Annotated in this window: 22 protein-coding genes; 16 read left to right on the top strand and 6 right to left on the bottom strand. The window is 51.4% G+C overall.

Going from position 1 to position 22,315, the window contains the following annotated elements:
* Nucleotides 1–34: 34 nt before the first annotated feature.
* From VL197_02005 to VL197_01995, 3 genes are all read left to right on the top strand, one after another.
* On the top strand, nt 35–856 hold the full coding sequence (locus VL197_02005; GenBank protein ID HUJ16740.1) for a DsbC family protein: 822 nt from the start codon (nt 35–37) through the stop codon (nt 854–856).
* Nucleotides 857–1,256: 400 nt separating this feature from the next.
* Nucleotides 1,257–1,688 (top strand): hypothetical protein, encoded by a 432-nt coding sequence (locus VL197_02000; protein HUJ16739.1) that lies wholly within the window; start codon nt 1,257–1,259, stop codon nt 1,686–1,688.
* Between the two features lie 52 nt (nt 1,689–1,740).
* Nucleotides 1,741–1,968, top strand: a complete 228-nt coding sequence (locus VL197_01995) for a DUF3562 domain-containing protein (GenBank protein HUJ16738.1) — start codon at nt 1,741–1,743, stop codon at nt 1,966–1,968.
* A gap of 126 nt (nt 1,969–2,094) precedes the next feature.
* Here the strand turns inward: VL197_01995 and VL197_01990 are convergent, their stop codons facing one another.
* On the bottom strand, nt 2,095–2,478 hold the full coding sequence (locus VL197_01990; protein HUJ16737.1) for a hypothetical protein: 384 nt from the start codon (nt 2,476–2,478) through the stop codon (nt 2,095–2,097).
* Between the two features lie 153 nt (nt 2,479–2,631).
* On the opposite strand from VL197_01990, the gene VL197_01985 reads away from it, so the two are divergent.
* The 9 genes from VL197_01985 to VL197_01945 all read left to right on the top strand — a co-directional run bounded on the left by VL197_01985 (nt 2,632) and on the right by VL197_01945 (nt 12,420).
* Nucleotides 2,632–5,046 (top strand): glycosyltransferase, encoded by a 2,415-nt coding sequence (locus tag VL197_01985; protein HUJ16736.1) that lies wholly within the window; start codon nt 2,632–2,634, stop codon nt 5,044–5,046.
* Nucleotides 5,043–6,356, top strand: a complete 1,314-nt coding sequence (locus tag VL197_01980) for a radical SAM protein (protein HUJ16735.1) — start codon at nt 5,043–5,045, stop codon at nt 6,354–6,356. The genes VL197_01985 and VL197_01980 overlap by 4 nt, the downstream gene beginning before the upstream one ends.
* 102 nt (nt 6,357–6,458) lie before the next feature.
* Nucleotides 6,459–7,061, top strand: coding sequence for a hypothetical protein (locus VL197_01975; protein ID HUJ16734.1), 603 nt, complete (start codon nt 6,459–6,461; stop codon nt 7,059–7,061).
* Nucleotides 7,062–7,210: 149 nt separating this feature from the next.
* Complete coding sequence (locus VL197_01970) at nt 7,211–8,713, top strand: DUF4070 domain-containing protein (protein HUJ16733.1); 1,503 nt, start codon at nt 7,211–7,213, stop codon at nt 8,711–8,713.
* 311 nt (nt 8,714–9,024) lie between these two features.
* A complete protein-coding gene (locus tag VL197_01965; protein ID HUJ16732.1) occupies nt 9,025–9,711 on the top strand; it encodes an alpha/beta fold hydrolase in 687 nt (228 codons plus the stop codon).
* Nucleotides 9,712–9,768: 57 nt separating this feature from the next.
* Entirely contained in the window at nt 9,769–10,284 is a 516-nt protein-coding gene (locus tag VL197_01960; protein ID HUJ16731.1) for a hypothetical protein, read from the top strand.
* 175 nt (nt 10,285–10,459) lie between these two features.
* Nucleotides 10,460–11,089, top strand: a complete 630-nt coding sequence (locus tag VL197_01955) for a CPBP family intramembrane glutamic endopeptidase (GenBank protein HUJ16730.1) — start codon at nt 10,460–10,462, stop codon at nt 11,087–11,089.
* A gap of 120 nt (nt 11,090–11,209) precedes the next feature.
* Nucleotides 11,210–11,509 (top strand): hypothetical protein, encoded by a 300-nt coding sequence (locus VL197_01950; GenBank protein HUJ16729.1) that lies wholly within the window; start codon nt 11,210–11,212, stop codon nt 11,507–11,509.
* Between the two features lie 350 nt (nt 11,510–11,859).
* Nucleotides 11,860–12,420, top strand: a complete 561-nt coding sequence (locus VL197_01945) for a hypothetical protein (GenBank protein ID HUJ16728.1) — start codon at nt 11,860–11,862, stop codon at nt 12,418–12,420.
* Between the two features lie 265 nt (nt 12,421–12,685).
* On the opposite strand, the gene VL197_01940 is transcribed toward VL197_01945, so the two are convergent.
* Nucleotides 12,686–13,384 (bottom strand): hypothetical protein, encoded by a 699-nt coding sequence (locus tag VL197_01940; protein HUJ16727.1) that lies wholly within the window; start codon nt 13,382–13,384, stop codon nt 12,686–12,688.
* 81 nt (nt 13,385–13,465) lie between these two features.
* On the bottom strand, nt 13,466–15,217 hold the full coding sequence (locus VL197_01935; protein HUJ16726.1) for a hypothetical protein: 1,752 nt from the start codon (nt 15,215–15,217) through the stop codon (nt 13,466–13,468).
* Between the two features lie 93 nt (nt 15,218–15,310).
* On the opposite strand from VL197_01935, the gene VL197_01930 reads away from it, so the two are divergent.
* The gene (locus tag VL197_01930; protein HUJ16725.1) at nt 15,311–15,727 is read left to right on the top strand and encodes a hypothetical protein; all 417 of its coding nucleotides are present in this window, start codon (nt 15,311–15,313) and stop codon (nt 15,725–15,727) included.
* Nucleotides 15,728–15,881: 154 nt separating this feature from the next.
* Entirely contained in the window at nt 15,882–17,201 is a 1,320-nt protein-coding gene (locus tag VL197_01925) for a CapA family protein (GenBank protein ID HUJ16724.1), read from the top strand.
* A gap of 28 nt (nt 17,202–17,229) precedes the next feature.
* Here the strand turns inward: VL197_01925 and VL197_01920 are convergent, their stop codons facing one another.
* Both VL197_01920 and VL197_01915 read right to left on the bottom strand, forming a co-directional pair.
* Nucleotides 17,230–17,940, bottom strand: a complete 711-nt coding sequence (locus tag VL197_01920; GenBank protein HUJ16723.1) for a response regulator transcription factor — start codon at nt 17,938–17,940, stop codon at nt 17,230–17,232.
* A gap of 49 nt (nt 17,941–17,989) precedes the next feature.
* The gene (locus tag VL197_01915) at nt 17,990–18,265 is read right to left on the bottom strand and encodes an IS1 family transposase (protein ID HUJ16722.1); all 276 of its coding nucleotides are present in this window, start codon (nt 18,263–18,265) and stop codon (nt 17,990–17,992) included.
* 400 nt (nt 18,266–18,665) lie between these two features.
* On the opposite strand from VL197_01915, the gene VL197_01910 reads away from it, so the two are divergent.
* On the top strand, nt 18,666–19,382 hold the full coding sequence (locus VL197_01910) for a YfcE family phosphodiesterase (protein HUJ16721.1): 717 nt from the start codon (nt 18,666–18,668) through the stop codon (nt 19,380–19,382).
* A gap of 174 nt (nt 19,383–19,556) precedes the next feature.
* Nucleotides 19,557–20,168 (top strand): methyltransferase domain-containing protein, encoded by a 612-nt coding sequence (locus tag VL197_01905; GenBank protein HUJ16720.1) that lies wholly within the window; start codon nt 19,557–19,559, stop codon nt 20,166–20,168.
* 663 nt (nt 20,169–20,831) lie between these two features.
* Here the strand turns inward: VL197_01905 and VL197_01900 are convergent.
* On the bottom strand, nt 20,832–21,116 hold the full coding sequence (locus VL197_01900; protein HUJ16719.1) for a hypothetical protein: 285 nt from the start codon (nt 21,114–21,116) through the stop codon (nt 20,832–20,834).
* Nucleotides 21,117–22,315 lie beyond the last annotated feature (1,199 nt).

Raw genomic sequence — 22,315 nt, 5'->3', positions numbered from 1 at the left:
CAGGTCATCCATGATTAGGAGAGCATGCCTGTTCATGATAGCTGCGCTCGCCGTGGCCGCTCTGTTAGCAGGATTCGCAGCCGAGCCGTGCCGTGCATTAGAAACGGGGGGACCAGAACAGACACCGGCCGCTGCCGGGGACAGCTCCTCAGAGAAGTCGAGAGCCGCTGCAGACTCGTTCAAACAGGACTTTCCGAGCGTCAATTTCAGCAGGGTCCTGGAATCCGGGATCGAGGGGCTCTACGAAGTAATCTCGGGAACGAATATCGTGTATTACGCTCCAGCTGCCCACAAAGTCATTGCAGGTGATTTGTTCGATGCCGGCGGTTTGAACGTAACCGCTGAAAAGCGCGAGACATTGCGCGCGTTGCAAGAGGCGGAAACCGCGAAGCTGATCGACATCCTGCCTCTGGACAAAGCCATCAAGATCGGACACGGGAGAAACGTCGTCGTCGAATTCACCGATATCGATTGCCCCTATTGCCGGAAAGTGGAGGAGTTCTTCAAGAACCGGAATGACATCACCCGATATGTCTTTCTGCTGCCGCTTGACCAGATTCACCCGAGGTCTGCGGCGAAATCCAGGGAGGTGCTCTGCGCAAAGGACCCGGCCATGGCCTACGCAACCGCTATGGACGGCGGATTCGACAAGGCGGCGCTGAAAGGCTGTGGCAGCAGGGATAAGGACATCGAAAAGGTTCTTTCCCAATACAAGGCGGTTGCCGGAACCATGGGAGTGGAAGGAACCCCAATTATGTGGGTCAACAAGAAACAGGTGACCGGTGCCGATACCAAGAAGATAGAGGACTTTCTCGCATCGAAAACGACAGGGACGGCGGCTTCTTCAGGGTCATGAGGGTCCCGAGCGGGTGAGGCAGTTGGAAACGGCCGGCCGTTCGCGGAAAGCGGACGGAACGTTCCCAGGAGTGAATGATGGAAGAAAAAATCAGAAAAGCAGCGGTTCGGCGCTACATTCTGCAGGGGGAATCGCCGAAGACAATCTATATTAGCCTCAATCGATCGAAGCAATGGTTTTATAAGTGGCTGAGGCGCTATCAGTCCCGGGGAAAGGGCTGGCACCAAGACAGGGATGTCTCGGTAAACCGGTAACCAATATCCATCGTCTCCTTGAACGGCACGAGCGAAAGTCGAATCGTCTGTTCCTTTTATCAGAAACCGCGGGCTTTAGCTGAGCATATTTCATTGAAGTAATCTTTAGACGACTATCATTCATAATTAACAGGAGATAGCTGCATATGCAGAGGATGATTGCATCTCTCATCGTTCTATTTTCCATGTCGGTTGTTCTCGCCGCCTGCGGCGGAGGGGATGGTAGCAGTGTAAATGTAGGCTATTCAATTAGCGGAACAGTCTCGGGTCTGTCCGGCACAGGACTTGTGCTACAGGTCAATAGCGGGGATAATCTTGCTGTCTCCACAAACGGCACGTTCACGTTCGCTTCGAAGGTCGCTGACGAAGGTCGTTACGAAGTCGAGGTCAAATCACAGCCGAAGAACCCCAGCCAGCTTTGTCTGGTGACACAAGGCAGCGGGACCGTTTCAGGCGCAGACGTTTCAAACGTAACCGTTGACTGTCACATGTCCATTCCACGCATCATTTGGAGAGTTGCAGCATCAACAGTGTCTTACAATACGCCATCAGTGAGGACGGCAGTTTCACGCCTATGACGACTGCAGCCGTGGAGCCGCCAAAGGCAGCCCTGCGCAAAGAGGAGGGAATATGCAGAACCAGATAACACCGCGGACGAACCGGCAATTCTACGATAAAAATAATGATCAGCATGTCCATGCAATTGACAGACTGGCCTATGAGCTCGGGATTCCCGCAGAAGAAGTCAATCGGTCCTATCGGGAGATACTGGACGAGCTGAAAAAGGATGCCAAGGTGAAGGCGTTTTTGCCTATCCTGGCGAGCAAGGGAGTAAAAGCGCGGTTGCAGCAAAAGTGAACTGCAACCATCCTAACGAGCAGCCATCACTCACTGCTGTAGATACCTCGTCGACGGTGGTATCAGCCAAACTATCAAATGGCGGAGCGCACGCGGCGGATCCTGGGGCTGGAAATTCTTTTTGCTTTATTTCTTCTTAAGTGCTTTTTTGCGCGGCCTGGGGCGGGTCTTGGCACGTACTTCACTGCTTTTGCCTTCAAGTATCCCGACCTGCGCTTCAAGGTCCTGGATCCGGGCCATGATCTCCTTCACTCCTGTGTCGAGAGCGGGGTTTTTGGCCCTGGCACCGCTCAGGAGCACATACGTCTTTGCGCCGAGGTCGGTGATCGCTTCGTGGATCCTCGCTTTGATTCTTAATACGTTGTATTGTCGTTTCCCTTCTTCCGTGAGTTCCCCGGCCTTCTTCTGTACCTCGAAGGCGCCTTGCTTCACGACGGCCATGCTTTTCTCCAGCCCCTCCTGCAGGTCTTTCTTTATCGCGTCCCAGTTGAAGCTCTCCAGATAGCCCATACGACCTCCTGTTGGCTTAAAATGCTCATTCTTACGATGCCACCATTTTAGCATAGTGGACCCGATTTGGGTGATGAAAGCACAGACACCATTTTAATCAAATGTTCATGGAAAAGTAATGATCATGTAATATTCATGCGATATTGTGTTAGCATGTCAAGAGCTTATAAAGTCGACCTGCATGTCCATTCTAGCTATTCGAACAAGCCCACCAGTTGGACCCTGCGCAAGTTCAATTGCCCCGAAAGCTATACGAGGCCCGATTTCATTTACCACAGTGCCCTGAAAAAAGGCATGGATTACGTCACCATCAGTGATCACAACTCGATCAACGGCGCCCTTGAGATCGCTCACCTTCCCGGAACCTTCATCAGCACCGAAGTAACGACCATTGTCCCTGACAACGGTTGCAAACTGCACGTCGTGACGCTCGATATTACCGAGAGCATGTTCGGCGACATCATGCACCTCCGGAACAATATCTATGAGCTCGTCGGGTATCTTCAGAAGAACAACATTGCCCACTTTCTCGCCCATCTTCTGTATGACATGAACGGGCGGCTTACCCTTGAAACGATCGAAAAGACACTTCTCCTGTTCGATACCTTTGAGGTGAAAAACGGTTCGCGGTCGGGAAGGTACAACAGACTTATCAGCGACCTGGTAACCTCCCTTACCCCTCAACAGTTGGAACGTCTGGCTGTCAAGCATGGCATCAATCCCGTGGGCAGGGAACCGTGGATAAAGGCTGTTGTCGGCGGGTCCGATGATCATAGCGGTTTCTTTATCGGCAGGGCATATACATCCTCCCTGCAGGGTGCGACGCTCAAGGACTTCATAAACTCCATCCGCGAACGAAGCGTCTGGGCGGATGGCGAAGACGGCGATGCGCTCACCTTGTCGCACAGCATCTACGGCATCGGATACCGGTTCTTCAAGGAAAAGATCGAACCTCGGCAGAAAAACCAGTTCCCCTTTATCAGCGCCCTTTTGAACCGGGTGTTCGGGGCCAATAGCGATAAATCATCCCTGTTCGACAAGATCAATCTCTTTATCAAAAAGAACATCCCCGAGGTATATGACGGACACGATGGAAAATCGTTAGAACAGATCCTCGACCGGGAAGCGAAGAGGCTTCTCAACGATACGAGGTTTCTCCAGACCATCAGTTCGGAAGATGTCAACAGAAAGGTCTTTGCCGTGACGAGCTATCTCGTCAACAGGCTGCTTTTTATCTATACCGAGCGTCTCACCAGGGAATATCCGGCCATAAACATCCTGGAGCTCGCGAATTCTCTCGGGACCATCGGGCTCGTTCACTTTCTGGCCTCGCCCTATTACGTCGCATACCACCACCAGCACAGAAGCAAGGCCCTGGTACGGGCGCTTACGACGCGGTTCGCTCTGCCTGCAAGCAACAACGGCCGCCAGAAGATCGCCCTCTTCACCGATACCCTGCATGAGATTAACGGGGTTGCTATCACCATCAAGCGCCTCATCGAAACGGCGAAAGCACGGGAAATAGAACTCGTGGTCATTACCGCAAGCGAGCGGGATACCGGTTTCAGCAATGGCGTAATGAACTTCAAGTCGATCGGGGAATTTTCCCTTCCCGAGTACCCCGATTTGAAGCTCCATTTCCCCCCGGTACTCGACATCATCGACTATTTCGATCGCCAGGGCTTTACGAGAATCCACTCAAGCACGCCCGGTACGATGGGACTTCTTTCCCTGTTCATCGCCAAGCTCATGGACATTCCGGTCTCCGGCACCTATCATACCGACATTCCCCAATACGTGAAGAGCCTGACCGGCGATACCTTTCTCGAGGATGCCGCCTGGAATTACATGATATGGTTCTACAACGCAATGGACGAGGTGATGGTGCCATCCTCAAGCACGCGCACGCAGCTCATCGAGAAAGGGCTCGCTTCCGGCAAAGTGAAGCCGCTGCCGCGATGGGTCGATTCGGATGCGTTTTCGCCGGGGAAAAGAGACCCCAATCTCTGGCTCCGTTACGGGCTGGACGGCGCGATCAAGTTCCTGTACGTTGGCCGGCTGTCCAGGGAAAAGAATTTGGAACTCCTCGCGAATGCGTTCCTTTCCCTGGCAGACTCCGGCGACCCGGGCAATCTTGTTCTGGTCGGCGATGGCCCGTATCGGAAGGAGCTCGAGGACAAGCTGAAGGGATATCCCGTCCTGTTTACGGGGTTTCTGTCCGGCGAGGAGCTTTCCCGGGCCTATGCCTCCGCCGATGTTTTTGTCTTCCCGAGCACCACGGACACCTTCGGCAACGTTGTCCTTGAGGCGCAGGCGTCGGGCCTTCCGGTCATCGTTTCCGACCAGGGCGGACCGAAGGAGCTGCTCGATGACGGCAAAACCGGTTTCATTATCAAAGGCGACAACACGGCTGCGCTGGTCGACGCTATGCGCCGCTTCATAACGGACAGCCATGCTGCTTCCATCATGGGAAGTCATGCAAGAGAGTTCATCGAATCCAATAGTCCCCAGGCAAACGAGGTATACTCGACCATACTTCATCATGACCTCCAGGAGGTTTCACCGTGATCACCGGGAAAGGACCCGCAGCCAACGTGCTGAAGAGGGCAGATCGAACAGCATCATTTACCGCGTTCTTTCCGCTCCTGAAAGGCCGGGGGCCGGGGCAGCTCGTTCTTCAATATACCGATGCATGCAATGCCCGCTGCCCGCAGTGCTCCATGCGGGTAACGGAGCTTTTCAGGCGGTCAAAGCTGGACCGCGATTCCGCGAAGCGGATCATCGATGCCGCCGCACAGCGAGGGGTCAAAGCGCTCTCCTTCACCGGCGGAGAGCCCCTGCTCTACCTTGACGAGATCGTCGACTTGCTGAAGCATGCCAAGGCCGCGGGGATCAAGTTCACGAGGACCGGCACCAATGGGTACCTCTTTGCCAACCCCGATAGACCCGATTACCTGAACCGGGTAACAGAAACTGTGGAGAAGCTTGCGGAGAGCGGCCTGTATACGTTCTGGATCAGCATTGACTCCGCGGAACCCGGCGTCCATGAGCAGATGAGAGGCCTGCCCGGGGTAATAGACGGCATTGAGATGGCGCTCCCGATCTTTCACTCCCACGGGATGTACCCTTCAGCAAACCTCGGGATCAATAAAAAAATCGGAGGACTGTCACAGCCTCCTTTGTCGGCCCCCGAGGAACTCTATGCGTTTTATCGGACGGCATTTCGGAAATTCTACAACTTGGTCGTTGATCTGGGCTTTACGATCGCCAATGTCTGCTATCCGATGAGTATAGAAGAGAACGACGGGAGCGGACTGCAGGCCGTTTACGGAGCGACCGCCGCCGGAGGGATCACGCACTATACGCCGGCTGAAAAGGAACTTGTTTTCAAAGCGCTCTTTCACACCATCCCTGAATTCAGACATCGCATACGAATTTTTTCACCGAGAAGCTCTCTTTTCTCCCTCATGCGGCAGCATCGTGGCGGGGATCATACCGGTCATCCCTGCAGGGGAGGGACTGATTATTTCTTCATTGACGCCCGGGACGGGAATACGTATCCCTGCGGCTACCGGGGGAATGAAAACCTCGGCAAGTTCTGGGAACTCGGCCCGGCACAGATCGACCACCGGCCGTCATGCAAAAAATGCGATTGGGAGTGTTTCCGGGACCCCTCGGAGATGATCGGTCCCCTGATATCGCTTTTTACGTCGCCGCACCTGTTCTACAGCAAGATCCTGCGGGACGAACAATTCCGAAAACTGTGGCTCGAGGACCTTAAATATTACTGGGCCTGTGACTTTTTCGACTGCAGCAAGGCGCCGGACTTAGAAAAACTCGCTTCTTTCGGCTGTCAACAAGAGGTTCCGATCGGCTAGGAGGGCAGGATATTCGGAACGGTGAACCAGAAAAAGCCGTTCTTTCTGTTATCAGTACCACAAAGCATAGCATGAAAATCGATAAAAAAGAGGGGGCCGCTCATGACGGAAACTTCCGAGGGGAAAGAGACAGACCAGACCATCGGGCAGGCAGGTTTTGTGGTCAAGCAGGGTGTCATCAGCAGTCTCAGGGGGATCAACGAGATCGAGGCTGAAATCGTCAGCCTCGTCAGAAACACCGTATCCAACACGCTTCGCGCAACAAGTTTAGTTGCAGGCGAAACGGTCGGCTTGACCAAGGACGTGATAATGGGCGCGATCCAGGCCACGGAAGAGGTCGGCACAGGGCTCATCCTGAGCACGAAAAGCGTGGCAAAAGGGGTCGTCATGGGCGTTAGTGACGTCGGCGGAGACATCATTTTCGTTTCGGGTCAGACGGTGAGGGGCGCTGTCAAGGGCGCTGCAACGATCGGCGCGGATGTGGCCATGGTGGCCAGGCGGGCTGTGGACGGCGTGATCGAGGCCACGAAGGAGGTCGGGGGAAATGCCGAGGAAGTGGCAAAGGTTGCCGTGACTGGCGCGATTGATGCGGCATCTTCGATCGGCAACACGGCCGTCAAGGCGGTCAAGGATATGCTAGTCGGCGTTGTAGAAGGTGCGAAGGATATCAGCCGTAGTGCCTTGCCGAAAGAAAAGAGGGCATGATACGCAGCAAGGCCACGAATGACCGCCATGGCTTGCGTCTCCCGGAATATGCCGGCCGATCATGTAGACAACCTATTGACTGAGTACCCGATCCGGATGTTCGCCCGGCAGCATGACTAATTTTAATACTAAGGAATCCTGAGGCTCTTTTGAAGATCCTGCTCGTGTACCCCAAATACCCGGAGACCTTCTGGAGCTTCACATACGCCCTGAAATTCATATCCAAGAAAGCAAACCTGCCTCCGCTTGGACTTCTGACGGTGGCAGCAATGCTCCCTGCCGATTGGGAACTGCGTCTTATCGATAAGAATGTAAAATCGCTCACGGATGCCGACCTGCGCTGGGCCGATTATGTGTTTTTGAGTGCCATGTCCATTCAAAGGGGGTCGACCGAATCGGTAATCAGCAGGTGCAAGGCGCTCGGGGTGAAAATGATCGCCGGCGGCCCCCTGTTCACGTCAGTTCCTGAAGAGTTCAGCAGCGTGGACCATCTGGTCCTGAACGAGGCCGAGATAACGCTCCCGCTCTTTCTCGAGGACCTGATGCAGGGAAGGGCCCGGCACGTCTACACCTCTCCTCAGTGGGCCAACCTCTCTTCCACACCCATACCGCGCTTCGACCTCCTGGACAAAAGGAAGTACGCCTCCATGAGCGTCCAGTATTCTCGGGGGTGCCCATTCGACTGTGACTTCTGCAACATCACCGTGCTCTTCGGCCGTGTGCCGAGGACGAAGGATACGGAGCAGATCCTTGCCGAGTTCGATGCGCTGTATAACCAGGGCTGGCGCGGCGGCGTGTTCATAGTAGACGACAACTTCATCGGTAACAAGGGCAAACTCAAGAAAGAAATTTTACCGGCCATCATCGAGTGGATGGACAGACGAGAGCATCCCTTCATTCTCTACACCGAAGTTTCCATCAACCTGTCCGACGACGAGGAACTGATGAACCTCATGATCAGGGCCGGGTTCGACCAGGTGTTTGTCGGAATCGAATCGCCGAATGAAGAAAGCCTCGTCGAATGCAGCAAGCTCCAGAACCGGAACCGCGATCTTATCGCTTGTGTCAGGAAAATCCAGCAGGCAGGGTTCGAAGTGCAGGCGGGGTTTATCGTGGGGTTTGACAAGGACCCGGATACGATCTTCGAGAGGCTTATCGGGTTCATCCAGGAAAGCGGGATTGTTACGGCTATGGTGGGGCTCCTCAACGCGCCGCAGGGCACCAAGCTGTACCGCCGTATGAAGCAGGAAGGAAGGCTCTTGAAGACATTGACGGGCGACAATACGGACTTCTCGATCAATTTTATCCCGAAGATGAGTTCAGAATCACTCCTTGCCGGCTACCGCTCTATCCTGCATACGATCTACTCGCCGAAACACTACTATGCCCGGGTAAAGAAATTTCTCATTGAGTACCGGCCCGTCGAAGTACGGCGGAACCGTCTGTCGCTTTCTCACCTCATGGCCGCGCTCAAGTCTATCGTGAGGCTCGGCGTCATCGGGAGAGAACGTTTTCAATACTGGAAGCTCTTTATCTGGTCGCTCTTCATGCGGCCGCGGCTTCTCCCCCTTGCCATCACGTACTCGATCTACGGGTACCATTTCCGGCGGGTCCTCAAACGTCACGAAAAGGTCCGTTCCCTGGGCGCATAGTACGGCCTCTGCGCCTTCGATATCCTTTTATTCTCTTCAAGCCGAACGACGTCCTCCTTTCTTCGGCAGAGCTTTACCCCCGCATCCCATACCAAGTATCCATCCTCACAAAACAGGTACCAGGCATACTCTTGCCTCTTATGCTATTGTATAATAATGGAGAGAAGGGCCGGTGCGTCAAGAAGGGCAATTCTCCGGCCAACTCAGAGTGCTTACCGTGGAATTTCACAGCAAGACCTTACCATCATCGCCGCCTTACGGTTTTTCCTCGACCGGGTGAGGTCATACAGGGGTGGAGAAAAAACCTCGACGTGAACAAAGAGAATCAGGCAAAGGATGAGATGAATGCATGGGTGATACTCCTACACGGCCTGGGCCGCTACAGACAGTCCATGCGAAAACTCGAGCAACACCTGAAAAGCCTCGGCTATTCGACCGTCAACCTTGCCTATCCCTCAACAACCAAATCGATCGAGACGATCGCCGAAACGCATCTTGCGCGCGCCGTACAGGTCTGTGAAGCGCAGAGAGCGGAAAAAATCCATTTCGTCGGCCATTCCCTGGGTGGCATCATCGTCCGTCAGTACCTTCAGCGGCATTCGGTGCCCGCAGACAGCAGGCTTGTCATGCTCTCCCCGCCGAACCAGGGGAGCGAGCTTGTCGATCTGCTCATGAAGGTCCCCCTCTACCGATGGATCACCGGCCCTGCCGGCCAGGAGATAGGCACGGGACCGGAGTCGGCGGTCAGCCGCTTGAAGCCGGTCGGGATCGACGTCGGGGTGATCGCAGGCAACCTGAGCATCAATCTGGTGTTCTCCGCTTTCCTGAACGGGCCTGACGACGGTATGGTCTCGGTGAAGAGCGCCATGCTCCCGGAGATGCGAGACTTCATCGTCGTCCCCAACACCCACACGTTTATCATGAGAGATCCGCTGGTGATGCGGCAAGTCGCTCATTTTCTCAGGCACGGCAGGTTTGATCACGGCGGGACGAAGTGATCGGGGCAGGGCGTGGTTTGAAACAGTGCAATCGCATACAAAACAATAGGTCAAACCTTGAACGGTTGGTTGCTGCATATTTCTTTGAAAGGGCGGCAAACCGGCAAAACAAAGGGGGTATCCATGACTGCAAAGCAAGAACTTGAACTGAATGCACCCGATCTTGATATAACGAAACTATTGGGCACATCACCTAAAGTCATCCTTGATACGAAGGTCTTGGATCCCACGGGGCTAACCTATGTAGGTACGATCTTTTCCGGGACTTGCAGAACCATCAGCATTCACGGTCAGTGGTCGCCCGGGAAAACCCGTCCCTATTGGGGGCCTGCCGGTGATTCTCATACGATATTTAACGGGGCACCTAAATGGTCCGCGCTCACACTTGTACTTACCGAGGATGGTCAATTTGTCGGCGCAGCATATGGTCCCGGCCCCTTCAAGATCACGAACAATCGGGACAGCATGGGCTGGATCGTCTGCGCAATGATGAATGATAGTTTCTATCCGGATAATTTCAATCATCCCACTGATCCTATGACAGCCGAATGGACCCTGTGCGTGCGGGGGTAATCAAGACTGCTTGAAACGATGATGAGGAACGCTTCCCGGGATCCAGCAGCGACTGCACTCTCCGAGATAAGTGCGGCAGCAAGCAGAGGCAGGACGGTTCGGGCAGAATGGCTTGAAAATACTAACTGAGATCGGTTCGGACAGGTGCCGCTTTATTTGAACGATCAGAGGGAACATGATGCCGATGAAACTGGTGAGATGGATCGAGATGGCCGGGATTTTCCTTGGAGTGCCGCTTCTCCTCTTGGGAGATCTCATCCCCCGTCCCAAGATCATCGCACTCCTGGCCGTCTGCATCACATGCTTGGTCCTGCTTTTGCGCGACAAGACCTTCGATCGAGGCCGACTCGGACTGAACGGCTTCCGCAACTGGTCCACGATGTCCATGCGCTTCGCGATCATTGCGGGTGGCCTCGTACTGTATATGGTCCTCGTCGAGCCGGGCAACGCTCTGGCGATCCTTCGTCACAAGCCTGCGCTCTGGGCGCTCATCATGATCGTCTATCCTGCCCTCTCGGTTGTGCCGCAGGAGATCATTTATCGTGCGTTCTTTTTTCACCGGTACGGCGCACTGTTTGCTCATGAGCGTATAAGTATCGTGGCAAACGCAGCTCTCTTTGCATTCGCCCATATTCTTTTCAGAAACTGGGTCGCCGTTATCGTGTCGTTCGCTGCCGGGCTTCTATGGGCGACGACCTATTTGGGGAGCAGATCGATCCTGGTAGTTTCGATTGAGCACGCCCTTTACGGCAATTTTGCGTTTACGCTTGGCATCGGGTATTATTTTTATTCTCCGGACTTTTGACCTGGAGAATCGTTGCAGCAGCGCTGCGGCAGGCACTTTTTGTCATCCGTTCAGGGATCCGGTTCACACCATGATTCAGTGTGGTGTGCATCTTGCATTTTGAAAGGAGCATTGTATTGTATGGATTATTATTATCATTATGTGCCCGGCAGATTAAGGATTCAGACGCCGTTCGTCCATGGTAATCCTCAGAATGCGGCAATCTTTAAAAAAAATATACGGGGTCTGGAAGGGATAACGTCGGTAGAAACTAATCCTCTTACCGGCAGCGCATTGATTCATTTTGATGAAAATAAGATCAAAGAAGAGCAGCTCATCGCCTTTCTCGAAAAGCAGGATTATTTTATTCTGGCGAAGGCAAAAACGGCCGATGAAGTTATAGAGCAGGCCGCGGAAAAGGTACTTAGTCGGCTCGGTTGAAGGCGGAATGGAGCGATTATCTGAGAAGAAGGGATAAACGGTTTCGTTCGAAGATGCCGCCTCCGATGATGAGAACAGTCCCGGAAGGCAAATCGTGCCGGAGCCGCGGTACGATAAGCCTGCGATCAAATTGAAAATATTGCCACAATTCCAAATGATTTTCCCGACAGGGATTTAATGACTGCTGCACTATTATTACTACTTGAGCTTATGGTAAGATAATAATAATGGTTTCCCAACGGCTTCCTCGAATTGGGATGAAGCAATTGAGATAGCTACGACGGAAGTCAAAGCCTGCGGTCGAATGTATTGTTGATGGCGCGAAGGCTGCGGGGAGGGGGAGTCGAACCATGACAGACACATTAACAACGGTAATCGAGAAAGTTCAGCACGGTCTTGGACAAGGCAGCGTTCTAGAGCAGGTCGATAAGATCTTTCGTAAGCAGCAAAGGATCAATCTGTTCGAAAAGCTCGAACAGATCAAGGCGAATGAAGCGGATGATTGTCCGGTCTTTCTTTATAAGAGCATTATGCCGAATGGGAAAAAACAGCCCGCCTTATTGCGTTTTCACCTGCCGTCCTGGAAAGATCACGACGAGATCTTTTGGCAGTCGCTCGGCGATTATGTCATTCTCGCAATGCATCGGGTGACGGATGTCGATTTCGACAGCTCCAGAGGCCGGATGAAGGTGAGCTATTTTCCCAAGATAAAAGGCAGGATAAAACATCCGGAAGATATCAGGATGATCATCCAAAAGATTGCTTATCTTGTGGATACCGAAGGTCTGCCGACGGACTTCACCCGCTTCCGGCGCATGACAGAACGACGCGGCAGTTTGGGCGAGATGAGCAAGATAGAGGCCGCGGTATTGGGAACAATAATAGCGGAAGCTCCTACAATCTTAAGGTAGAATACGAAAAATTAGGATTCTTGGTAGGCGCGGCCCCAATGTTCCGTTTATTCAGGAACCGCTTTTCTAAAGGGATGCGGAGGTCACATAACTTCTTAAGCATGAGCAATCTGGCAAGAAGAACTATACTGGGATTCGCGGCTACTCGATGAGGGATAAATTCCTGCTTAAGAACCTGCAGGGATACGCGGACTACACGGAGAAGGTGCACTACCGGCTTGTGCCCTTCGTGTGGTGACATAAAAGAAGAGCTCCTTGTTTCGTTCTAGTGGAACAGCCGAAACCGGATAGAGTGAACATGTTTTACAAAGGATGTGCCGAAAAAGTGGTCCGATGCGTAGGCAACCGGATAGAGCAGCGCCTGCCAGACCGTGAGCTTGGTGTGTCCGGTGATGAGATAGGGCGCGACGAGGAACCGGAAAAAGACGACATAGGCGACAAGGGCCGTCGCCGTGGCTGTGAACCGTCCAACCACCCGGCTCCAGATCGCGGCTGTGGCCTTGTGCGCCACCTTGAGCGCGATCTCTTCGTTCGGGCGGAGCAGCAGCTGTTTGAACAGCCGCCTGAACATTGAACTGCGTGCATCAGCCTCGACGAGCCGCTGGTACACCTCCCGATGCACTCTCCCACTGATAAAAGAGCGGGGATTGCCGTGGTGTACGAAGAGGAGCGAGAAGAGGTCGGGCAGTCCGCGGAGCAGCCGCACAAGGCTTTCGACGACCGACGCCATGTACACGGAGCAAATGACGAGGACGCTCGTTCTGCGACTGAGGATCCAATCGGCGCCATAAACGGCAACCAGCAGGAGGAGCACGTTCACCACGATCCTGACGATCTGCCCGCTGAACATTTTGAGAATCCGTCTCACGGACTCATATTCTGTCTTGACCTGTATGCGGCTGGAAACATAGTCTGAGGCCAGCAGCTTGGCGATCGCAAGGCTGAATGGAAAAGCGAATTCCATGGTCACCCGTGGGCAGGCAATGCAATTCCGTCAAACCTGCCTGCTCATATTATCAAACTATAAGATGTGCCTTGTCAAGGATCACCACGCAAGACTCTCGATCCCCACGATCCTCCGGAAGTTCCAGATATTCATAAAGAAGGCGTCGAAGCGCTGTTTCTTCACCTGCTCTTCTTCGCGCTGCCAAAAATGAAGGTCTCTCACGGGATAGAGATAGCCGAGGTGGTAGGCTGTGAAGTCCTTTCGTTTCCGGGCGATCAGGTCCACGGGATAGCGATAGCCCTGCTCCCGTCGCATCACGATGTCCCTTGCCTGTCCTCGCACAACCGCGGCCGCGGCAAGGTTAGATTCCCTGTCCTGGCCGGCCAGGCTTCCCTTTCTCGAGGAGATCAGCGCACGGAGCGTCAGACTTCGGTGCTGTGCCCTCATGGCAGTGATCTCCAGCGCATCAGTCAACTCCTGCACGAGCGCTTTCTGTTTGCCATGGTACGCGCCGGTCCGGTCCCGGAGTTGCGCTACGAGCTTATTCATGGCGCGGCTGTATTCTTCGAGCAAAGCCAACGGGCCGCGCAGTACAGCGTCCACCTCTTTTTCCGTGGCCTTGTCCAGAAGCCATTGGTACGTGAATGGAATTCGCGGAGCAAAGGGGACATTGAATGGCCAGAAGAGTTCGGCGGAGGGGTCTGCAGCTGCGAGGAAGGGCATAAGCCCCTTTTCCTTCAAATAAATATTTTGAAGCGACAATGCCTGTGCCAACAGTCTTGCCGTGCTTCCTTCGGGGAAGAGATCGCGAATTCTCGTCATGGGATCGCTCGGTTTTAAGACGCCGTTTTCCTCGTAGTCCCAGGACCACCTTGCTATGCTCCAGTCGATCAGCCAATAACCCCATTCCCAGCCTGAAGAGAAGGTGAGGTGCCCTTGCACACCGACCTGTTCCATGGTTCTCATGTCCGACCATCGGGCGTCGAGATAGGGCAGGAGCAGGAGCGGCACGGAGTTGTCAAAAGCGACCCAGTAAGCAGATTCAGGCCAGTACCATGTCTCTCGCTTTTGCACCTCTTCCTTCGCCCGCGCCAGCATGTGGCGCTGATTTGCGTTGCCGTAGACCGGTGCAAGGGGTTCGTCGACGGAATAGCACATGACGGTATGTATGAGCATGCCGGCCCGCACGTCCGGCATGACATTGACCTGGTGGTCGTCGCCACGAATCACGTGGGTCGTAAGCATGATCTTCCTGTTGTATCGCTCCGCGATTTCCCGCACGACAGAGTCCCGCAGACCCGGCATGCTCGTGCCGAGGTCGGGCTGATATTCGCCCATGGAGAAATCAACGGTCACGAAGTCCCAGGGAACGGGCATGAGCCACGCAAGGGCGGATTCGGCCTGTCGTTGGTAAGGCCAAGGTCGAAGGAGCTTCACAAGCTGAAAGGCCTTCTGTTGAAGCATGGAAAGAGATACCTCGACTCCGACGAGAATGCCCCGCGAGTGGGCGTAATCCGTGAATGCTTTTGCATGGCTGATCCATCGCGAGCGGTCCACGTCGCGGAGCAGAAAGAACTGGAACAGGTTCTGCTGGTTCCTGGCGAGCCAGTCGAGGTACTCCCTGACGTCTTCGATCGCATGAGGGTAGTCTGCATTCTCAATCTGCTCGGTCAGCTCGATGGGATGCAGCGTATGAATATGGAACCCCTTTTTATCGAAGCGGGGAATCGCCTTCCATCGAAAGACGGCGGCCAGCGGCCAAACAATGTGCGATGGGATGATGGTTTGCTTCGGGTGATAGAATCTGAACCCCAGTCGTTCCTGCAGCAGCCCGTAAAGTCCGAAGCTCACGCCTTGATACGATGACGTGTCGAGTTTGAGAATCGTTCTGCCGTCCTTGACAAAAGAGCGCCACTCATACGCGTGGTCAGGATAAGAAAGCTTATGATACGGCCGGGGGAATGTGATTGCGGATTGTTTTGCCTGGCGATCTGGTCTAATTTCAGGCAGGACAATCTGGACATCCGCCGTGGAATCATTGAGATGTATCGAAGCCTTTGGAAACCCTTTTATGAACAGCCGCATCACATCGTCAATCGTTATCCGGGTAAGAGGATTTATGAGAATGCCCTTGGGAGCGTTGATGCTGATGGTGTGCAAAGGAGGGGAGTCGCAAAACGCGAAAACGGCAGCGGGAGTCAAGGAGAAAACAGCACTTATCAGGGCGTAACTGAAGAACAACACCAGGAAAGATCGGCCTTTCAGAGTATGCTTCCTGGGCGTTCGCAAATCTCTGTTGAGCATGAACGGCATCATTACTTGACTATGATAGCACATATTGACGGCCTTCCTGGCTGTTGAAGTTTGATAATAGGGAAGTAATGATTTTATTTATTCCGCAGACGCAGCTATTCATACTCCTGTAACGCCTTTCTGGTATCATCGCCGCTATACTGAAGGTGCGATCTCGCCCTCAAAACTGTTTGTCAAAGACCAACCGAGGCAGGGAGGCGGAATGATTGACTGCAATGAGCAGATGTCGCAGGAAGTGTTTGAGCGCTCCTATGAACGGGTGAGATACGAAATAAGCCGGTTTCCTCTCTACGATCTCAGATCCGCCATCCATTACCTACGAAAGTATAGAAGAAAGAAATACTCTGTCAATCAATACCTCCTCAGACATTTTACACTCAAGAACATTGATTTATTCGGAAGCAGCGATGACGGTCTTCATAGGGGAAAGCATGCACGCAAAGGTGATTTGCAGGTCAGTATGGTGGGCGATATTATGTGGATGAGAAAAGGCTGGAAAGAATATTTATCAGAAGAGGTCGTGTCCTTTTTACAAGGTCGAGATGTCGTGCTCGGGAACCTGGAAACCCCGGTCTCGGCCGATCACCGGGTCATCGAAGATCTGCCGGACTTGTTTACATTCAACAGCCCGCCGGCAATGCTTGATCAGCTTGCTCAATGCTTCACGGCTGTATCAATTATCAACAACCATTGTCTCGATAAAGGCGTCAACGGCTTGTTGAATACAATCTCTGAACTTGATGCAAGGAATATTCTACACGCCGGTGCAGGCGCCTACGGCCGGGGACGGGAATACGTCGTTATCCGGAAGAGGGGATGCCGTATCGCGTTACTGGCCTATACCTGGGGTCTGAACAATGTAAAAAAATCTGATGCATGGCATGCAGCTTCTCTTAACATCCTGGAAATCTCCGATCCATTAAAACCGATCGATTATTCCCGGGTAAAGGAACATATGCGCAGAGCGCGTGAAGATAATGTCGATCTGGTCATTTGTTCCCTGCACTGGGGCTACGAATTTGAGATGTTCCCGACCTACCCTATGATGAATGTTGCCAGGGACCTGATAGCTCTCGGCGTGGACGTTATTATGGGGCATCACCCCCATGTTCTTCATCCCTTTGAGCTGATCGATGTAAATGCAGACAGACCGTTCGGTTTTGACAACATTGAGGACCGTGAAAGGCCAGGGGCCAGAAAGGCGGTGATTGTCTATTCACTCGGCAATTTTGTGTCTGCCATGTATACCCGGGAATGTCTTCAATCCTGCATCTTCAATCTTGACTTCTCCTGGAATGACGGCATGTTCGATCTGCATTCGATTTCTTACCTCCCTACTTATTGCATGAAAAAGCATCGAGGGAAAATCAGCCCCAAAGTAGTTCTTCTCCTCCAGGAAATAAAGAACGCTCATAATCCGCAACTGCAACGCGAGCTTGATCTCTGCTACCGCGATATTACCGAGCACCTTGGAACGGGCTTTTTGCACGGATGGGGAACGAATGTGCAGAAGAAGTGTTAAAGCAATCGAGAAAAAAGAGCCTCCAATATCATTCACCATCTACGTAATATCCGGCTCCCCGCCGTGTCTTTATATATTCGGGTTGGGACGCGTCTTCCTCGATTTGCATTCTCAATCGCCGTATATGCACATCGACGGTCCTCGGCTCCACAACCGTGTTATTTCCCCATATGGCTTCCAGTAACTGCTCGCGGCTCAGCACTCTTCCTTTTCGTTCCACAAGATAGAGAAGAAGTTTGAATTCTGTGGCGCTCAGGGTCAGTTGGATATTTTCCTTGCTCGCAAGGTGTTGATCCTTGTTGATATACAGGCTGCCAATCCTGACGACGGCTTCGTGAGATGTTCTACCGCCCGTTCTTCGGAGGACGGCATTTACGCGAGCGATCAGTTCTCGAGGTATGAAGGGCTTGGTCAAGTAATCATCGGCGCCGGTTTCAATGCCCCGTATCCTGTCAGCGACATCACTCATGGCCGTCAGCATGATTATGGGGATGGCCGCCGTTTTCGGGTTATTTCTGATGATCCGGCAGAGTTCGGTCCCCTGAAGGTCAGGAAGCATTAGATCGAGAATGATGAGATTGAAGGCAGTTCTATTGATTTTATCGAGAGCCTCCAGACCGCTGAAAGCTGAAGAGATCTTAAATCCCGCCTTGGTCAGATTATACGTGACCAGTTCGACAAGATCGTGTTCATCATCAACGATGAGTATTCTTGTTTGTATGTTAGTAGGCTTCATCATTCGTATAAAGTGACCTTAACATGAATGTCCTTCAGCAGGTGCCCTTCCATCATACGTGCAGGATCATTCTGTAAGTCTTGCAGACCGGATACCGTGAACACCTGAAACGTATGCCCGCGGGCTCGCGCCTATACAGATGCATGGGGCTGCCGCACTCCGGACACAACGGTCTTTCGCTGACCTTGGATCGCTGTGAATCGGTAAACTGCATCCCGCACATTAAACAGAGAAAGCGCTGTTTCCCTGTTCGTGCCTTTCCATCTCTGTTTAACGCAACCGATGAGCACCTTGGGCAGCATACTGGTTCGAAAGTATCTTTAGACATAACCATCCTTACAACAACGGGAAGATGATAAATATTACAATTGAAAGGCTCTTCTGCGATGTGTGCCCGTATTGTCGTGGCCTTGAACTATCTGATAATAGGTTCCCGTTTCAATGCTCACCCCGAAGTACCCCGTGCCTTGGCTGTTAGACATAATGTTACATTTTAATTGTTACAGTAATATTACAGAATCCAGGTAGTCTCGAATGGCGAAACGATGCGATTATCATGGTAGTTGCAAAGAGATGCATTTTCTTGAGATCGCCGTCTGCCATTCGACTTCTCTGTTAATATTTTGTAATAAATTTGTAACATAACAGATATATAGTTTTAGCGAAAGATATCGAAGAATTTACATAGATCAGAAATCGAAACAAGTACCGGTTGCAGGAGATATGAGATGCTGATAGCAGTATTCGGTGATATCCATGGAAATATCGAGGCCGTCAAGGCTGCCTACCACGAGGCACGACTTATCAAAGCTGATGCCATATACCATCTTGGGGACCTGGGAGGATATGCTCCGTTCGTGAACGAGGTCGTGGACTTTCTTGTAGAACACAATATCGAAGGCGTTCAGGGTAATTATGACGAGGCGGTGGCGAATGACCGCGAACACTGCGGGTGCAAATATGAAGACCCTTTACAGGCAGAAATGGCGCAGATGTCCTTTGAGTGGACAAAAAAGCATACTTCACACGACAGTAAAGAGTATATGAAAAAATTACCGACGGAACTATCGCTCACAAGTAACGGGAAAAGAATGAAGCTCTTCCATGCCACACCACACAAGAACAATCTCTACTGGTATGAAGACCGGCCAGGGAAATTCTTTCAGGAAATGGCCGACAAGGCCGATGCCGACATCCTGGTCTATGGGCATACGCATAAACCCTACACAAGACGTGTCAGCGGTAAAACATTTATAAACGCAGGAAGTGTAGGAAAGCCGAAGGACCATGACCCAAGAGCATGTATTGCTGTTATAAAAATAACATCCGGGACAGTAACAGCCGACTTCATCAGAGTCAAATACGATGTTCAAAAAATCTCCACAGCGATCATTACGAGCGGGTTGCCTCCGTACTATGCGGAAAGGCTTAAAAAAGGGGAATAGGCGCGTCTGCTCATCTTCGAAAAGATCGTCGTCAAGCCGTTTTTTTATTCTCGTAAGACAGGCCATGGGTCGGTGCTTTTCGTCTGATTAACTGCGACTATTGTGTTAAAAGTGCAAAGGTTCTGCCTTTTTTGTGTGTAGCAACCTGCTGCATAATCTTGGTGAGATACTTTGATGAGTGAAATAATAAAAAATGAACTCAGGGACATTTACGACCGCTATGCCCGGACGAGAGATAATGCTGACCGTCCTTCATGGAAAATCCGTGAACGGCAGTATGCTCTTGACGCCTTTATCCGGAACAATTCAGGGAGAATTTTGGAAATCGGAGCCGGCACCGGCCAGGATAGTCTCTTCTTTAAGGAGAATAGTCTTGATGTGACTGCGATTGACCTTTCAGAGGAGCATGTGAGCTGTTGCATAGAAAAGGACGTCCATGCCATAACTATGGACGTTTATGAGATGAAATTCGAGGATGCTTATTTTGATGGCATTTACTCGATAAATTGCTTTCTGCATGTTCCTAAAAAAGACCTGCCAAAGGTACTCTATGGCGCACGTAGGATCTTGCGGACGGGAGGTCTGTTTTACCTGGGGGTCTATGGGGACAGGGATTATGAGGGAAAACTCAGATGGACCGACTATAATGACGAAGAAAGATTCTTTGCATTCTATATGTTTGAGGATTATCAGAGAATATTAGGGTCGGTCTTTAAAATCAAGGATGCGCGGGTCATCACGTTGAAAGACGACCTGATATATCATGCTTTTTTGCTGGAGAAATGATTTTGTGTTGCTCGTGCCCATACTGTAACATTATCAGAGGAATTAATTCCGTCCTTGGTTTCTTCGATCAATTCAAGGATATCATCCGGATACTCCAGCAATGCAAGGCTCTTTAGCATGTCAATTATAATAGCCAACAGGCTTGTCATACGTTTTAGCAAACGGTAACTCCTTCTGTATGGTGGGTCAAATCACGTACTTGTTTAACGCTGGTACAATGCTGAGCCGATCTTAACATAGACATGCTGTTGCGAAAGGATCAACTTGATAAAGATATATCAAAGGCTCTTTTTATAAACTAAAAGTTATTTAGTAGTTGACCAAGCTGCAGACAGGCTTGGAGAGACGTAATCAACCAGGCGAGCTGCAAATCATTTTACGGTTGATGGCATTTCTTGCTGTTTTCACATGGTACGAATAATAAGAATGGTAAAGAGAAGGGCGATTAGAAGTCCTGCAGTCGTCAGAACATATTGAATTACTTTCAGGACGCTAATTTTCATTCGATGCACCTCTCAATTGAAATAAGAATAATGCAATCTTGATTTCATGAATCCTATTTATTTATGCAGTTCAGATCCCGCAAAAGACAAGTCATCATAATAAAGCACATAGGAGCGGAATGCGATCCCATAACCCCAGATCGAAGCGGGGCTCGACGTCTTAGGATTCGAAAACTCTCTCCGCAGTCTGAGCCGGAGCAGCACACTCCTCATGAATCCCATCTGCCAATTTTCCTCGCTCAAGCACCAGCGACCGCACCAGACTACCGATTTCCTCGGGTACGACATGCTGCTCGATCATCATGATGACCGCTTTTAACATGCGTTCCTCAAACGTTTCTCCGTCCTTGATGGTATCGCAATCGACAACGATCACATTGGCAGATGCAGTGCAATAAACATCCGCGACAAACCCATTTTTTATCTTTATAATAATATTGTTCATATGAACGTCAATATGACTGAACCAATTGGTAAGTCTCCGCTATTTTTCATCTAAAGGCACGTAAATCCTGACCGTTAACTTCTGAGAATGATACAGATGACCCGTTACACGGGTATGACAGCATTGTTACATTTTGATTACATCATCTCCACGCTATCTCTGCTTGATGTGTGGTGTGCAGTTTACCGATTGTTATCGTACGAGAGTCCAGAAGAGACCATTATGCGATGCCTGCGGTAGCATCATGTATCTATACAATTATGTATGACGAAAATACTATGCGTTTCAGGTGCTCGAGATATCCTGACTGCAGGACGTACAAGAAAGTACCAAGAAATGAAGCCGTCTCGGGCGACATCAGCAAAGTTTCCGATTTCCGAATGACGAAGCATTAGCGTCGATCCGATGTTTGATCAGGCGGATAAGCGGCGATCCGGCTGCTCTCGCCATTCCCGATGTGATCGTTTACATAAAAATCTCGGGTATACCCCGGTCGTCACGGGCCTTTACACCATTCTCATCCCGATGACCCTATTCGCGCTTTTCAGCTCACCCCGGCATCTCGTCGACTCTGCCACAGCGGCTTGAGCGTGCTAGTGTTCCATTACATATCGAATCTTACCCTCTCCAGAAAACCTATTTAATGATAATTACTATCGCAGTCTAAGCGGCAGGGAGAAGACCCGTTTACCCTGCCTAAGACAGGACAGGTGTCGGTGCTTTCCGCTTGATTAAATGCGACCTTCGTGTTGAAAACTCGAAGGTCACGGCCTTTTTTCGTGTGATAAAAATGTGATAAAAAATATCCTAAGGGGCAAGATAGACGCAATAGACACATACAATATGCAGCTGATAAAGCCTCGATTATGAAAGCAAAACGGGAAACCAAGCTTTTATCAACGGTCTCTAAAAAATGGCTTTATGCCGCTCATAACCCGAAGGTCGTCGGTTCAAATCCGGCCCCCGCTACCAATCAACTCAAGGGGTTACAGCAATTGCTGTAGCCCCTTTTCTTTGGCCTGCTCCCCTTTTTGTGCTCCCAGGGTATCCAACCCCTATCGTAAGCTTCCCTAAAAAAGAGACATGCTAAAAGTAGAGCTTTCTGGCATTATATGGACGCCAGGAGGTTCTCATGAAAAGCTCGAGATTCACCGAAACACAGATCATCGCGATCCTCAAAGAAGCAGATGCCGGGGTGC

The organism is Nitrospirota bacterium (assembly GCA_035516965.1).
In the GTDB taxonomy this organism is placed as follows: Bacteria; Nitrospirota; UBA9217; order UBA9217; family UBA9217; genus MHEA01.
Note: the sequence above shows the minus strand (reverse complement) of the source record. Positions and strands in the feature narration are given on the sequence as shown.